Here is a 15,153-nt window from a genome sequence, read left to right on the forward strand (position 1 = left end):
CCCAGGTCAAATTACAAGCAACAACTATTATTTATGATATTCCAACTGGTAGATTAAAAGAAAATGGTGAACCATTAAATTCATCTTGTAAAAATGATGTTTGTAAAGGGTATTAAGTTAGAAATTTTTTTGACGTGCAGATTACAAAATGAATTATTAAAAGTCAGCAATGATACAGTGTTTTGTAATAATCTAGCTCCTGAAATTATAGTATATATAAATCAAGCTCTACTTTGTTCATGTTTGATTTATTTTTATTTCTTCTAAAAATCATGAATATCATCAAGATCGCTAAAGCGTGTAAATTCTCCTTCGAAGAAGAGGTCAACTTTACCAGTAGGGCCATGACGTTGTTTTTCTAGGATTAATTCTGCTTTATTATGTACTTGATCCATGTCGGCTTGCCATTTTTCATAGGCAATTTGGTATTTGTCTGTGCTTTCAAAAGCTATGGGTTTAGGCATGCGTTGCTGCAGGTAATATTCATCACGATACACAAACATTACGGCATCTGCATCTTGCTCAATTGATCCAGATTCACGAAGATCAGACAGCTGAGGGCGTTTATCTTCTCTGTTTTCAACTTGTCGAGAAAGTTGAGATAAGGCAATGACAGGAATTTCAAACTCTTTGGCAAGAGCTTTCAACCCTTGGGTAATTTGAGAAATCTCTAATACGCGGCTTTCTGGGCGGCTGCCAACCGATGGACGCATTAATTGAAGGTAATCGACGACAATGAGGTTTAGCCCTCTGGTTCGTGCCAACCTTCGGCATCGTGTGCGCATAACGGATAAGCTGATTGCTGGGGTATCATCAATATATAAAGGCAGTTGTGAGAGTTCACGACTTACGAGTACAAATTTATCGAATTCTTTTTGTCCAATTTCTCCACGACGAATACGCTCGCTAGAAACCCTAGATTCTTCGGATAAAAGTCGAGTGGCTAATTGTTCAGAGGACATTTCCAAAGAAAAAATAGCGACTGTACCAACAGGTTTATTGGCATTTTGTTGTGTTTCAGCATTTCGTAACAGGCTTTTGGCTGCATTAAATGCAATCTTTGTTGCCAAAGCCGTTTTGCCCATAGCAGGACGACCAGCGAGGATAATCAGATCAGCAGGATGTAAACCACCTGTTTTTTGGTCAAGAGCTTTTAATCCTGAAGATAGTCCTGCCACACCACTTGTATTCGAAAAAGCATGATTGGCAATGTTGATGGCCTCAGTTAGTGCATTTTCAAAAGAAACAAACCCACCTTCTTGCCCTTTATGAGTAGCAAGCTTAAAAAGTTTTTCTTCACCAATAGAGATTTGATCAGACCCAGTCGCTTCTATATTGGATTCAAATGCACCATTGACGATTTCTTCACCAATATCGATTAACTGTCTTCTGATCCATGCATCATGAATGGTTTTCCCATAGTCTTTGGCATTAATAATACCCACCATAGATTTTAAAAGCTGTCCTAGATAGGCAATCCCACCGACCTCATCAAGAATGCCTGCATGTTCAAATTCAGCTTTCAGCGTAACAGCATCAGCAATTTGTCCAGCCTCAATGCGACGAACAATGGCATCATAGATTTTTCCATTAATGGGATCTGCAAAATGTTCGCTAATTAAAAATTCAGCAACTTTTTCATAGGCTTTATTATTGGTAAGTAACGCCCCTAGTAATGACTGTTCTGCTTGAATATTCGCAGGAGGAAGGCGTTGAGAAATGCCTAGTAGGGAAAAAGGAGACTCTGATTTCGATTCTATATTTTTCACGTTTTTATATTATCACTTTTTGGAATTATTGTCGGCTGTGAATTGTGGGGAAATCTGTGGATAATGTGGATTATTGTAAAGTGTGATGCAGTTGCACGTACCCACTGACAATATGATAAAAAGAGCTGGTTGGAATTTTATTATTTTTATAATCATAACAATGGGTTAGTTGGTCTTGCCACGTGCCATTTGGACAGTTTTTAAAATAGCGACGAAGTAAGTTATCTATGATTTTAGAGAGGTGTTGATAACTTTTTTCGTCATGCATTAAACTGGTAGCACGAATAGCTTCGGTTTGCACCCAAAGACGCGCAGATTTATTAACAGAAGTACCATCTTTTTGAACCTTATCTGCAACTAGCCCTGTTACTTGATCAACCGCATAATGCTCGTTAAAATAATACATTCTCTGCATTTCCGCGTCATGGTTGATACCAGTTAATCGTTTATATTCAGACAAAAGCCATATCCATTCATACTGATGGCCTGGTTCGACCTCTGTTGCGGGTGGGCAAGGAACTGGAGCCCAGTTCTCAACAAAATATTCCTCTAAAACACCAGATTGATGATTAAAGAATTTAGTTTTAAATAGATGGATGAGTTTATGCGCCATAATAAGGTCTTGCTCTGCACCTGTTGTTTCATACAGTGCCAAAGCAGCTTCTAGTAAATGCATATGTGGGTTTTGTTGCCTATATCCGTGAGTTAGAGGAATAATATTTTTATATCCCCCTTGAGGGTATGACATAAAACGTTCAATCCACTGAATTGTTTGACGGGCTTGTTGGATAGGGCGTTGATTATTGCTGAGACGAGCATACCAAGCCAAAGAAAAAATAGTAAAAGCTAGATCGTATAAATCAGAGGATGAATCTAGAACTTTTCCTTCACGAGTTAAGGTCTTGGCCCAATGGCCTTCGCCTAATTGAGCATTTTGCATAAAGTTATAGATTTGCTCGGTAATAGAATTTGCTTGTGTCCAACCCATTAAGGCACCTTGGGTAAAGCTATATAATTGACGAGCCTGAACACGGAGACGTTTATACCCAGGAAAATCAGGAGAGCCATCCATTTGTAGCTGTTCATGTGCTCCCCATTGAAATGGTTTGTGTGAAGAGCCATCCCCACCAATTGTTCCCCAATAAGGAAGAGCAGAATCAAATAACCAACGAGTAAAAAGGTCATGTTGATAACGAATATGATGGGGAATGCTCATTTTTTTTCCATGATGTATAAACGTCAAAAGCCCTAAGAACCAGCAATCTTATCAATAATATTGGTTGTAGAAAAGCCTTCTTGTAAATCTGCCAAGATAACTTTTCCGCCATTTTGTTCAACGATGTCGCGACCAACCACTTCTTTATTATAATAATCCGCCCCTTTGACCAAGATATCAGGTTTAAAAAGGTGAATCAGATTAAAAGGTGTATCTTCATCAAAGGCAACGACAGCATCTACGTATCGTATTGCAGCCATGACTTGAGATCTGCTGATTAAGTTATTAATAGGTCTTTGCTCACCTTTAAGAGCCTTGATACTGCGGTCAGTGTTTAAAGCAACGATTAAACGATCACATTGGGTGCGTGCATTTTTAAGCAGTGCGATATGACCTGGATGAATAATATCAAAACATCCGTTCGTAAATCCAACAACAAGATTTTGTTTTTTCCATAATTTGACTTGTTCCAGCAATTGGTCTGGATGTAGCAAAGTCGGAGCAATAGTTTCAGAAAAACTGCGTGGATCTTGTGCTTTGAGTTCGTTTAAAACCTCTGCAATAGAGGTGGTAGAGGTGCCTGCTTTGGCAACGACCACTCCAGCTGCAGCATTCGCGATATGCACCGCTTCGGACAGGCTATATCCCGCAGCATAACCCAGAGTTAAGGTTGCGATAACCGTATCCCCAGCACCAGAAACATCGAAAACTTCTCTAGCACGAGACGGAATCGTTGTAACGGGTTTGCCTCGTTCAACAAGGGTCATGCCTTTTTCTGATCTGGTAATAAGGATTGCTTGTCCTTGAGTAGCATTTAATAATGCTTCACCAGCCTGCTCAAAATCTTCATCATTTTCTAGAATATATTGTGCAGCGGCACTGGCCTCTTTGGTATTAGGGGTAACACAGGTTGCATATTGATAAAGTGAGAAATCAGAAGATTTGGGGTCTACAAAAACAGGAATTTGATGCTGTTTAGCTTGTTCCATTGTATGTTTTATAACAATTGGATGGCATACACCTTTACCATAATCTGAAATGATGATGGCGTCTGCTTGTGAAATAGTTTGATCAATCGAGTTTAAAAGTTGTGCAATTTCTTCATGATGTAAGGGAATTAGACTTTCTTCATCCGCACGAATAACTTGTTGATTGGCAGCAATAAAGCGAGATTTACAAATGGTAGGACGGTATTGAGATTTAACGAGGTAATGATCGGTAATATTTTTCTCGTTCGTTAGTCTTTTAATGTTTCCTGCATACTCATCTTGACCAATAAGGCCGATCAAGATGGCTTTTCCTCCAAGAGATAGAATATTATTAGTAACGTTTCCTGCTCCTCCTAGCATTTCCTTTTTATTATTTAATTGTAAAACAGGAACAGGAGCTTCAGGAGATATGCGCTGAACATTGCCATATATGAAACGGTCTAGCATGACATCACCAATACATAAAATCGTAATTTTGGAGAAGTCCATCTTGGTAACTTTCTTTATTTAGATAGAGTTAACGTGAAAAGCTGTTGGTAAAATTGGTTAGAAAAGTTTGACGTTTTGTTTTTAAGCGTTCACAAGACAGAATAGTTTCACATTCAGAAATAGCAATGTCTAATTTATTGTTAATAATAACATAATCGAACTCTCTCCAATGTGAAATTTCGTTTAACGCGGCGTCCATGCGTTTATTAATTTCATTGACATGGTCTGAGGCTCGGTTGGTTAAGCGCTTTTCTAACTCTTCAATAGAAGGAGGGAGAATAAAAATACTGACGACATCATTGGGTAATGCTTCTCTGATTTGACGATGGCCTTGCCAGTCAATATCAAAAATCAGGTCTTTTCCTTCGGCTAATTGTTGTTCTACTGCGGCTTTGGGAGTGCCATACCCTTTATCGAAAACAGTTGCCCATTCTAAAAGCTCACCATTCTTAGCCTGATCTTCAAATTGTTCCTTGGAAATAAAATGATAATGTATACCGTGTGTTTCTCCAGGGCGAGGTAGGCGTGTGGTTACAGAGATAGAAGGAAAAAGATTTTTCTGAGAAGCTCTAAGTGCATTAGCAATCGTTGATTTTCCTGCACCAGAAGGGGCAGAAAGAACAAAACAAATTCCTCTAGTTGAGGGTTGTGTGGATTGAGAGGGGAGCTCTAGCATAAAAAATTCCTTCATGAAGCGTCAATTCTGTTTGTTTATAGCAGAAATTGTTTATTTCATAAATAAGGAAGATAAAGGTAATTTTTTAAAAATAATTATTAAAAATTAGAAGACTATTCTTCATCTCCCAATTCATTTTGTTGGGAGATGAGTGATCGATAAAGCTAGTAGCGAATGACAGTACGAATAGATTTTCCTTCATGCATGAGGTCAAACGCTTTGTTTATTTCATCAAGAGGTAATTCATGGGTAATAAAATCCTCCAGTTTAAACTTACCTTGTAGATAGTCATTTACAATACCTGGTAATTGAGAACGTCCTTTGACCCCTCCAAACGCAGAGCCGCGCCATACACGCCCTGTCACCAGTTGGAAAGGGCGGGTTGATATTTCTTCGCCAGCACCAGCAACACCAATGATGATAGATTCACCCCAACCTTTGTGGCAGCATTCCAAAGCAGAGCGCATAACTTTGACATTACCGATACATTCAAAAGAAAAATCTACCCCACCGTTGGTTAATTTAATGATTACGTCTTGAATAGAGTCTTGGTAATCCTTTGGATTAATACAATCTGTTGCCCCAAGTTTTTTAGCCAGATCGAATTTGTCAGTATTAATATCAATCGCAATAATACGCCCTGCTTGTGCAGTTTTTGCGCCCATAATGACGGATAAGCCAATCCCACCCAGCCCAAAAACAGCAACAGAATCGCCTGGTTGGACTTTGGCAGTATTGGTGACGGCCCCCATACCTGTTGTGATACCACAGCCTAATAAACATACTTTTTCCAAAGGTGCATCTTTGCTGATCTTAGCAACAGCAATTTCAGGAACGACTGTATATTCAGAGAAAGTTGATGTGCCCATATAATGAAAAATAGGTTTACCATCTTTAAAAAAACGTGTGGTTCCATCAGGCATAAGCCCTTTGCCCTGGGTTATACGAATGGCTTGGCATAAATTGGTTTTACCTGAAAGACAATAGTCACATTTTCCACATTCTGGGGTGTAAAGAGGAATAACATGATCGCCTACAGAAATACTGGTAACGCCTTCACCAACAGCTTGAACAATACCAGCCCCTTCATGTCCTAGAATAGTCGGAAAGATTCCTTCAGGATCAGTCCCAGATAATGTATAGGCATCTGTATGACAAACACCAGTTGCAACGATACGAATTAATATTTCGCCTTTTTGAGGAGGCATTAAATCGACCTCTTCAATGGTTAAAGGTTCTTTTGCGTTCCATGCAACCGCAGCGCGTGTTTTTATAAATTTCACCCTAAGGAGTCCTTTTATATTGAAATCAGTGATGAAGCTCTTTTTATATTAAAAAACATTAAAAGCATAATACAAATTGATGCCATCATGGCGATAGAAGCAAGCGCAATACTGTAATTACCACCATAAGTTTCAGCAATATAGACTTGTAATGGAAGGTTAACAGAAGCCAGTAAGTTTCCAAGTTGGTAGGCAACACCAGGTAAAACAGCCCTTGTATTGTGAGGCATTAACTCTGTTAGGTAAATTGGAATAATTCCCCATGCGCCTTGTACCATAAGTTGCATCATAACAGCGCCTAGCCCTAAGAGGACGAGGTTGCTTGAAAATGCCCATAAAGGGATTGCACAAAGTGCAAAAAAGGAAGCGATTATAATGGCTTTGGGGCGGCCAATTTTTTGAGATAAAGTTCCAAAAGAAATCCCACCAATAATAGACGCAATATTATAGCAAATTGCTATGATACTGACTGTATGTGTATTTAAATGATGTTGTTCTTTTAAGAAAAGAGGATAGACATCTTGGGTCCCATGGCTGAAAAAATTAAAACACATCATAAGGATAATGGCGAAAATACAAATATGCCAGTTTTGTATCATGATGGGGATAATTGGTAAATTCTGTCTTTTTTCATTTTTAGCCTGTTTCCAGACAGAAGATTCCTCGACAAAGAAATAGATAAAAGCAACCAAGAAAACAGGAAATGTACCAATTAAGAACAGATTTCTCCAACCAACATGATCAAAAAATAACCCGTAAACAACAGCTGCACTTAGATATCCAAGGGGATATCCTGCTTGGAATAATCCAGAAACAAAGCCTTTTGCTTTGGAAGGAATGGTTTCAAATGCCAATGCCGAGGCAACGCCCCAAATTCCTCCCATTGCAATGCCATATAAACATCGAATAGCAAGAAATATCGTTAATGTTGGGGCAAAGGCAGATAATCCACTAAGAATAGAAAATGCTGCAACATTGGCCATTAATACGGGTTTTCGTCCATATTTTTCTGCCATTTTTCCAATAAAAATAGCGCCAACTGGACGGCAAGCTAAAGTTATAAAAATAGCTAGAGAGATTTCTTTGTTTGTAACAGAAAAAGTGTGAGCAATATCGCTGATAACAAAAATGAGGAGGAAAAAGTCAAAAGCATCTAATCCCCAACTACTTACAGCGGCGAAAACAGTATTAATTTGATTTTTAGACCATTTGTTCATACGGATCATTCTTATGCTGAAATTAAAAACATTATTTCACGTTAAGTATTTTTAAATTTTGCAGCAAATCACAACTATGCTAGTTTTTTTTTAATACGTAATAATGAAGTGATTGTGATTATTAGTAAGCAACCTAAAGGAAAAAAAGATGTCGTTTGCTTGTACGTCTCTGATAATAAAAGATGCTGATCAACGGATTTATCATGGTCGCACTTTGGAATTTATGGTGGATTATCCCTCTTATTTAACTTATTATCCCAAAGGGTCTGTGTTTAATAATATAGATCCGGATGGTTTGCAGGGGCTTCAATATACTGCGAAATATAATATTTTATGTATTACGATGCCTGCATTTTCATCAGAGGATCGCTCTGTCATAGAAGGGATGAATAATGCAGGGCTTTCATTTTCCGCGAATATGTATGCGCTTTCTCAAACTCCGCCATTAAAACAAGAGGAATATAAACAAGCTCTTCCTTTGGTTAAAATAGGAAGCTGGGGATTGGCACTCTTTCAGTCTGTGAATGAGGTTAAGCAAGCTTTGCTAAACCAACCTGTATGGTCTCCTGCTTTGCCTTTATTTGAAAATAGTCAATGTCCTTTTCATTTTATTTTTTACGACAAGACTGGAAAGTCAATTGTCGTGGAATATACCAAAGGTGAGTTGCATATTTATGATAATCCCACTGGGGTTTTGACCAATGCGCCAGAATTTTCTTGGCACTTAACCAATATGCATAATTATACAATGCTTACTAATAAAGACAGTATTGCCTCAACTGAACTGGGAGGCTTGTCCTTACAAGAGCCTGATATAGGAAATGCAACAGCTGGACTCCCTGCAGATGATACATCGGTTGGACGTTTCGTCAGGGGGGTATTTTATACTTCTTATGCTTTAAAAGCACAAAATTCTGATATGGCAATTATCGAACTATCTCACATTATGAATAAATTCGATCGACCCAAAAATATGACGGTCGGCCTAAATGGTAAAACAGAATATACGGAATGGACCAGTCTTTCTGATTTAGAAAGAGGGCATTTATATGTTCGAACCTATCGAGAGTTAAATTATACGAAATATAGTTTAAGTGATTATGAATCTGAAAATATCTTCTATAGTAAACAATTGATTTAAAGCAGAAATGATGCGTTATACCGAATTAAACTCGATTTTGATTACAGGAGCATCGTCGGGAATAGGGCGTGCTGTGGCTTTATATCTTGCCGCACCCAGAGTGCGTTTATATTTAGGAGGCCGAAACCAAAATGCACTTATGCAGGTGGCAGATGAATGTATTCGCAGAGGGGCTGTTGTAGAAACCAAAACTTTGGACGTTTGTGACCAGCAAGAAATGGAAGAGTGGGTTTATTCCGTAGGTCAGCTTGATTTTGTTCTTGCTAGTGCTGGCGTATCGATTGGTACAACAGATCAATCTGCCGAGCATAATTTACCCGAAAGTGCTTATCGTGTACGCCAAATTATGCAAACGAATATTGATGGGGTTTTAAATACAGTTTTACCTGCAATTGAGGTGATGAAACAGCAGAATCGAAACGGGGAAAATATACGAGGTCGTATTGCAGCGATTGCTTCGGTCGCGGGGTTGGTAAATTCAGCTTGGGCACCTTCTTATTGTGCATCCAAGGCAGCAGTCGATCGTTTTATGGTTTCCAGCGGTGGAGGTTTGGAAAGATTAGGCATTTATTTGTCTAGTATTTGTTGTGGATTTATTCGTACTCCCATGACTGCCAAGCATAAGTTTGTTATGCCAGGGCTAATGAGCTCTGACAAAGCAGCAAAGCTGATCGTTCAAGGAGTGCTTGATAATAAAAGAAGAGTTATTTTTCCTGTATGGATGATAATCTTGGCCAGAGTAATTGATTTATTGCCTGTCAGGTTGTTGGAACGGCTTTATTTACCTTATTTGCAAAAAAAGATCATAAAAGATGATAAAAGCTGATACAGTCGGCTCGAATTTATTATTTATGTGATTGAATAAAATTGTTGGATAAAGATGAAAAAGTCTGCTGATACAAAAGCCATTCACAAACCGCGTTTTTGTGAAGGCTCAATCATGCGGCATGTGATTGTAATGGCTGGAACAGGTACGGTTGGATTAATGGCTGTATTTCTTGTTGATTTCCTAAATCTTTTTTATATTTCAAGACTGGGGAATTCCCATTTTACAGCGGCTATTGGCTTTTCAAATGCTATTGGTTTCCTACAAATGGGTATTTGTATTGGTATGTCTATTGGCACGGTGGTAGTCACTGCACGCCTAATCGGTGCTGGTCAGTATGAGCGTGCCAAACGGATGGTTTCATCTTTTGTAATATTTACCACGATTATAATGATTCTTATTGGTTTAACCGTTGCATTTTTTAATCGAGAAATTTTATATCTTTTGGGTGCCAGAGGTATTGTTTTAAATCAGGCCAGTCACTTTATAGTAATTGTTTCGCCTTTTTTATTCCTGATTGGTTTGGGAATGGTATTATCTGGCCTGTTACGAGCGATGGGAGATGCGAAACGCTCAATGAATGTGACTATAATCGGTGCGTTGATTGCTGGCATTTTAGATCCTATATTTATTCTTGTTTTTCATCTAGGGTTAGAAGGGGCAGCAATCAGTACTGTTTGTTCTCGATTAGGGGTTGTATTACTAGGTTTTTACAGTTTAAGGCGCTATGAATTATTAGAAAAACCACAATGGAATTTTTTTATTCCTGACTCGTTAAAGATTTTAAAAATCTCTTTTCCAGCGATTTTAACGAATTTAGCAACTCCTGTTGGTGGGTTGTTTGTTATTCATACAATGTCCAATTTTAGTAGTGATGCGATTTCTGGTCAAACTGCGATTGATCGTATTATTCCTGTGGCTTTTGCGTTTGTATTTGCGTTAACGGGATCAGTAGGTCCTATTATTTCTCAAAATTACGGTGCAGGGCTCAGAGAAAGGATGCAAGAAACACTGATCGTTTCTTTGAAGTTAGTCTGTTTATGTGTTTTATGTGCTTGGGTCATTTTCTTTTTAAGCCAAGATTTATTTGTCAGGATGTTTTCTCTGAAAGCAGAAGGCGAAGCATTGATGCGTCTTTTCTGCCATTGGGTGATTATTAATAATTTGTTTTTAGGAATGTTATTCGTTTCTAATACAGCTTTTAATAATTTGGGATATCCTTTGTTTGCCACATTCTTTAATTGGGGACGTGCAACCTTGGGAACAATCCCTTTTGTGTCTATTGGGATGTCTTATGGCCCACAAGGAGTATTAATAGGCCAAGCTTTAGGCGTTGTTCCATTTGGAATTATGGCGGTCTGTTGCGCATTCTTTGTGATCAAAAATATTCGAATGGACAGACCAATATAATAAAAGCAATGTTTTGCTTTATTTTAAAGCAAGCATGTCTTGTTTGTATTTTTTGTTCCATTTATGAAGAAGCGGTAAAAATAACATTAAAATAACGAATGTAATACCAGCTAAACAGACCAGATTCAGGAATAACCCTTGATAAATGACAAGTGTTTTATCTGGGCTAAGGTGATTCATATCTGGACGTGCGGCAATATTGGCAACAACCCCTCCCAGATACATAGCAGTACCAGATGCCATTAAATAAGATCCCGTCATAAATCCGTTCATGGACGATGGAACATACCGTGCGATAACGGCCAAGCCTAGACCACTGGTAAGCAGCTCTCCTAATGATAAAAAGAAATATCCACTAACCATTACCCATGACGATACATAAGGGGTGCTACTGTAAAAACAGGCGGCCCACCACACAAAAAATCCGATACTGACAAAGAAAAATCCTGTAATAAATTTGGTTGCGATAGAAAAATCTTTCTGTTTACGCCCAAGACTAGCATAAAGTTTGGCCAGTAAAGGGCTTAGGATCATAATCCAAATAGGATTTAATGCCTGAAATTGCCCTGGTGACCAATCAAAGAGATGATATGAACCAATTGAAAATGATAAATCTACATTACGTAGGGCAAAAAATGTTAACGAAGTCGACATTTGTTGGTAAAAAACAAAATACAGCATGCCTTCGAAGGTCAGTAAATAAACGATTTTCAAACCAGAGCGATAGGCAAAATCCATTTTAACATACATTTGTATCCATAAACCTAGAACTAAGATTACTGCTCCAACGACACACCATTTTGCAACCACTGGAAATGTTAGGATTACGGTAATCAAAGTGACAGAGGCGATGATGCCTAAGAAAATACAACTTGAAACAAATTTAGGTATCGGTAATTGATCTCTTTGAGAGACGTAAGGGGTAAGTCTTTTTTGCGTCAGTGAATAGTTAATAATACCCAACACTAACCCAACAAAACAGGCAATAAAAGCGGCATCCCACCCGTAATGATCTTTCAGATACGGGCATAACAGCATTGAGACTGTAGAGCCTACATTGACGGCCATATAATATAGTGTAAATGCAATATCAAGTTGACTGTCATTATCTTCATAAATACGACGAACCAAGGTGGCTGCATTGGGTTTGAATAAACCATTTCCCGTGCTGATAATCGCCATGGTTATGTAGATGCCACCCGTATAATGCATGGCAGAGGCCAACAGTAAGTAACCAAGGGCCAAGATAATACTGCCAAACAACATAGCCCTTTGATTCCCTAAGATTTTATCGCCAATCCATCCCCCAAGAGCTGGGGCAGCATAGGTCATTGTGCCAAAGGCTGCGATTAAAAGATTGGCATCATAATCACTAAATTTCATATGTTGGCTAAGGAACAAAGCTAAAATACTTTGCATGCCGTAATAACCAAAGCGCTCCCAAAGCTCAATGAATAAGACAACAGAAAAAGCACTATTTTTCTTTTTAATGGAAGGGGATGTTGTCACAATATTTGCCTAAGTCAAAGTGAATAATTTATTACGATGAAAAATATTCAATTATAAATTTGTTTAAATATTCGTAGCTATATCGTATGAATAGATTAATATAGAATTACTATAGTATTTTGAAGTTTTTTTAGTTTTATGATGATGAAGATGTTTTCTAATATAGAAAAAAATAAATGGTTACAAGGTGCTGCCTATTTTTTAATGGTGATAACGTTTGTGACGTCGCATATCAATAATGTCTCTGCTAAAACACAAAAAAAAGCTCCAGCTTCTGCTGTTGCGTATGATGATAATCAAAACGCTTCTGTTGGTGTTATGGATTTGTCTGTGTTGCCAGCAGTTAAAGGGAGCGTAAAGCAGTATTTACCCACACCTTATGGAAATTTAGGAGGGTTATTATTAAATGATGGCACTCAAGTTATGTTTTCCACAATGTTTGGTGAAGCAGTAAAATCATTTGTTCGTCCCAGGCAAGAGGTTACTATTCGAGGGTTAAAAGCGCGTAAATTGCCGTTGTTGCAGGCGTTTTTAATTGAGAATAAAAATGGCCGAAAAATCGAAGAAGACAGCCCAGAGGCGGGGTTCTCTCCTGTGCCAATTACTGGACCAGACTTGTTTGTACAAGGACAAATTGCGCAATTATTACATAATTTGCAAGGCCAAGTGATGGGTGTTGTGCTTAAAGATGGCACGGTGGTATATATCCGTCCATCTGATATTGGTAAATTGGGGTTTGAGTTGCAACCGGGTGTCTCTTTGTATGTTCGGGGAATGGGCAGTTCTACGTCTATGGGGAAAGCGTTGCAAGCTCGGTTAATTGGTCAGACACAAAATCATATGATAGAGTTGTTACAAATTAATGCGCCACCTTTTGGTGCACCTGCTGGCAGTCCTGCTTATGATTATATCCCACAATAGCTGATGTTCTATAACCCAAATTTTTACGATTATAGTTTGGGTTAAATTTTATGGTATTTCTTTATTTAAGAAAGATTATTCGGATAATCTTTAAAAAAATGGTGTTTTTGTATAGAAATTTTAAGTAAATTATAATAATTACGTAATAATATTTTGTTGTAAGCTATCTAAATTAGTTGCCTATTTGCCAAAGTAAAGAATTAGCTTTGCTAAAAATTAAAAAAAATATTGCCTTTCTTGCGTAAATAGTCTTTTTTACGAACTTAGTTAGCTTGTATGGATCAGATGAAGAAGAGGGGGTATCTTTGGAAAAAGATGCAAAAAAGAAACAGCTCGATTCTTTTGACAAGAAATTACAAGATTTTGAATCGCGATTGAATCCTTCGAAAAAACAAGATCACTCTCAGTTAACTGGGGGCGATAATGATTTATGGAAGTTTGTCTTAAGGTCAGGAGTAGAGCTGTTCTCGGCGTTTCTAGTTGGGGTTATGGTAGGGTATGGATTGGATTATTGGCTGTTAACTCGTCCGTTATTTATTATCATATTTTCTGCGTTAGGAATGGGTGCGGGCGTGCTTAATGTCTGGCGTATTGTTAAACCAGGTGATATAAGATCAGAATGATTTTGTTTCGTCGTAAAAGATTCGATTTGGTGTTGGGAGAAAAGTAGTGGCCGGTCACAAGATAGACGCACTCGGTCAATTTGAATTGCATCCAGTGTTCGGAGGTTTGGGTATTTATTTTACTCAGTCCGAATTAATGATGGTTATTGCAGCAATTATTGTTCCCGTTGCGATTTATTTCGGAATGCGTCATAAGGCTGTTGTGCCTGGTCGTTATCAGAGCGCAACAGAGATGTGTTATGAATTTATTCATGGCATGGCTATGGGGACGATGGGGATCAAAGGCAAAGCCTTTTTCCCATTTATATTTGCATTGTTCTTTTTTATATTAACAGGTAACTATCTGGGGCTTTTGCCGTTCTCATTTGCTTTTACCAGTCATATTGTGGTGACTGTAACATTAGCTTTGTTGGTGTTTTTATTATCAATTCTTGTTTCGTTAAAAAATCAAGGGTTGAAGTTTTTTGCTCACTTTATGCCTGCAGGGGCGCCGATAGCGATGGCACCTTTGCTTGTTCCTATTGAAATTCTATCTTACTTATCCAGACCGATCAGCCTTTCAATTCGTTTGTTTGCGAATATGGTTGCTGGACATGTGATGTTAGAAATGTTTGCAGGCTTTACAATTTTGTTAGTCTCAGGCTTAGGGTTGGCATTGGGTGGCCCATTGGGGATTCTCCCTATTTTGTTGAATATGGCTTTGGTTGCACTTGAACTTTTGGTTGGTGCGCTTCAAGCCTATGTTTTTGCAATTTTGACTTGTATGTATTTACAAGAAGCAATAGAGCATTAACTTCAGTTTCGTATTAACTTTATTTTCTAGTATCCAAGGAAAGAAATCAAATGGATCTTACCCTTATTACAGCTGCAAAACAAATTGGTGCTGGTCTTGCTGTTATCGCATTGTCTGGTGTTGGTATCGGTATTGGTAATATTTTTGCAACATTAGTTAGCAGCATTGCACGCAATCCTGCTTCTCGCCCACATGTATTTGGTTTGGGTATGTTGGGATTTGCTCTCACGGAAGCTGTAGCGCTTTACGCTCTTCTTATCGCTTTCCTTATTCTCTTTATGTAAGGGGGGT

14 protein-coding genes are annotated in these 15,153 nt (G+C 38.2%); 7 read left to right on the forward strand and 7 right to left on the reverse strand.

Annotated features, from left to right (window positions below; translation table 11 throughout):
* Positions 1–263 precede the first annotated feature (263 nt).
* The 6 genes from COMX_RS08360 to COMX_RS08385 form a co-directional block, all read right to left on the reverse strand.
* Positions 264–1,769, reverse strand: a complete 1,506-nt coding sequence (locus COMX_RS08360; RefSeq protein ID WP_034339864.1) for a replicative DNA helicase — start codon at positions 1,767–1,769, stop codon at positions 264–266.
* A 70-nt stretch (positions 1,770–1,839) separates the two neighbouring features.
* Entirely contained in the window at positions 1,840–2,985 is a 1,146-nt protein-coding gene (locus tag COMX_RS08365) for an AGE family epimerase/isomerase (RefSeq protein ID WP_051462034.1), read from the reverse strand.
* Positions 2,986–3,017: 32 nt separating this feature from the next.
* On the reverse strand, positions 3,018–4,463 hold the full coding sequence (gene rfaE1, locus COMX_RS08370) for a D-glycero-beta-D-manno-heptose-7-phosphate kinase (RefSeq protein ID WP_034339866.1): 1,446 nt from the start codon (positions 4,461–4,463) through the stop codon (positions 3,018–3,020).
* A 28-nt stretch (positions 4,464–4,491) separates the two neighbouring features.
* A complete protein-coding gene (gmk, locus tag COMX_RS08375; RefSeq protein WP_034339875.1) occupies positions 4,492–5,139 on the reverse strand; it encodes a guanylate kinase in 648 nt (215 codons plus the stop codon).
* 164 nt (positions 5,140–5,303) lie between these two features.
* Positions 5,304–6,413, reverse strand: coding sequence for an S-(hydroxymethyl)glutathione dehydrogenase/class III alcohol dehydrogenase (locus COMX_RS08380; RefSeq protein ID WP_200867637.1), 1,110 nt, complete (start codon positions 6,411–6,413; stop codon positions 5,304–5,306).
* Between the two features lie 23 nt (positions 6,414–6,436).
* Positions 6,437–7,639 (reverse strand): MFS transporter, encoded by a 1,203-nt coding sequence (locus COMX_RS08385; RefSeq protein ID WP_034339880.1) that lies wholly within the window; start codon positions 7,637–7,639, stop codon positions 6,437–6,439.
* Positions 7,640–7,787: 148 nt separating this feature from the next.
* On the opposite strand from COMX_RS08385, the gene COMX_RS08390 reads away from it, so the two are divergent.
* The 3 genes from COMX_RS08390 to COMX_RS08400 are packed head-to-tail and all read left to right on the forward strand — an operon-like array spanning position 7,788 to position 11,016.
* Positions 7,788–8,780: a linear amide C-N hydrolase gene (locus COMX_RS08390; protein WP_034339883.1), complete on the forward strand. Its 993-nt coding sequence runs from the start codon at positions 7,788–7,790 to the stop codon at positions 8,778–8,780.
* 10 nt (positions 8,781–8,790) lie between these two features.
* Positions 8,791–9,606 (forward strand): SDR family NAD(P)-dependent oxidoreductase, encoded by an 816-nt coding sequence (locus COMX_RS08395; RefSeq protein WP_034339886.1) that lies wholly within the window; start codon positions 8,791–8,793, stop codon positions 9,604–9,606.
* Positions 9,607–9,660: 54 nt separating this feature from the next.
* Positions 9,661–11,016, forward strand: coding sequence for an MATE family efflux transporter (locus COMX_RS08400; protein ID WP_034339888.1), 1,356 nt, complete (start codon positions 9,661–9,663; stop codon positions 11,014–11,016).
* A gap of 18 nt (positions 11,017–11,034) precedes the next feature.
* Here COMX_RS08400 and COMX_RS08405 read toward each other — a convergent pair whose 3' ends face one another.
* Positions 11,035–12,525 carry a peptide MFS transporter gene (locus tag COMX_RS08405; protein WP_235176837.1) on the reverse strand — a complete coding sequence of 497 codons (1,491 nt, stop codon included), beginning with the start codon at positions 12,523–12,525 and terminating at the stop codon, positions 11,035–11,037.
* Between the two features lie 150 nt (positions 12,526–12,675).
* Between COMX_RS08405 and COMX_RS08410 the strand changes: the two genes are divergently transcribed.
* The 4 genes from COMX_RS08410 to COMX_RS08425 all read left to right on the forward strand — a co-directional run bounded on the left by COMX_RS08410 (position 12,676) and on the right by COMX_RS08425 (position 15,146).
* Complete coding sequence (locus tag COMX_RS08410; RefSeq protein ID WP_051462036.1) at positions 12,676–13,446, forward strand: hypothetical protein; 771 nt, start codon at positions 12,676–12,678, stop codon at positions 13,444–13,446.
* 272 nt (positions 13,447–13,718) lie between these two features.
* Positions 13,719–14,069, forward strand: coding sequence for an AtpZ/AtpI family protein (locus tag COMX_RS10915; RefSeq protein WP_235176838.1), 351 nt, complete (start codon positions 13,719–13,721; stop codon positions 14,067–14,069).
* 46 nt (positions 14,070–14,115) lie between these two features.
* Positions 14,116–14,862, forward strand: a complete 747-nt coding sequence (locus COMX_RS08420) for a F0F1 ATP synthase subunit A (protein ID WP_200867629.1) — start codon at positions 14,116–14,118, stop codon at positions 14,860–14,862.
* Positions 14,863–14,912: 50 nt separating this feature from the next.
* Positions 14,913–15,146: an ATP synthase subunit C family protein gene (locus tag COMX_RS08425; RefSeq protein WP_034339894.1), complete on the forward strand. Its 234-nt coding sequence runs from the start codon at positions 14,913–14,915 to the stop codon at positions 15,144–15,146.
* Positions 15,147–15,153: the final 7 nt, after the last annotated feature.

The organism is Commensalibacter papalotli (ex Servin-Garciduenas et al. 2014), from assembly GCF_000527695.1.
GTDB classification, from domain to species: Bacteria; Pseudomonadota; Alphaproteobacteria; order Acetobacterales; family Acetobacteraceae; genus Commensalibacter; species Commensalibacter papalotli.

What these genes read in the sequence shown, in the direction of transcription:
- COMX_RS08425 (WP_034339894.1), top strand. Translation starts at nt 14,913, where the DNA reads ATGGATCTTACCCTTATTACAGCTGCAAAACAAATTGGTGCTGGTCTT.
- rfaE1 (WP_034339866.1), bottom strand. Translation starts at nt 4,463, where the DNA reads ATGGACTTCTCCAAAATTACGATTTTATGTATTGGTGATGTCATGCTA.
- COMX_RS08410 (WP_051462036.1), top strand. Translation starts at nt 12,676, where the DNA reads ATGTTTTCTAATATAGAAAAAAATAAATGGTTACAAGGTGCTGCCTAT.
- gmk (WP_034339875.1), bottom strand. Translation starts at nt 5,139, where the DNA reads ATGCTAGAGCTCCCCTCTCAATCCACACAACCCTCAACTAGAGGAATT.
- COMX_RS08400 (WP_034339888.1), top strand. Translation starts at nt 9,661, where the DNA reads ATGAAAAAGTCTGCTGATACAAAAGCCATTCACAAACCGCGTTTTTGT.
- COMX_RS08395 (WP_034339886.1), top strand. Translation starts at nt 8,791, where the DNA reads ATGCGTTATACCGAATTAAACTCGATTTTGATTACAGGAGCATCGTCG.
- COMX_RS08385 (WP_034339880.1), bottom strand. Translation starts at nt 7,639, where the DNA reads ATGAACAAATGGTCTAAAAATCAAATTAATACTGTTTTCGCCGCTGTA.
- COMX_RS08390 (WP_034339883.1), top strand. Translation starts at nt 7,788, where the DNA reads ATGTCGTTTGCTTGTACGTCTCTGATAATAAAAGATGCTGATCAACGG.
- COMX_RS08365 (WP_051462034.1), bottom strand. Translation starts at nt 2,985, where the DNA reads ATGAGCATTCCCCATCATATTCGTTATCAACATGACCTTTTTACTCGT.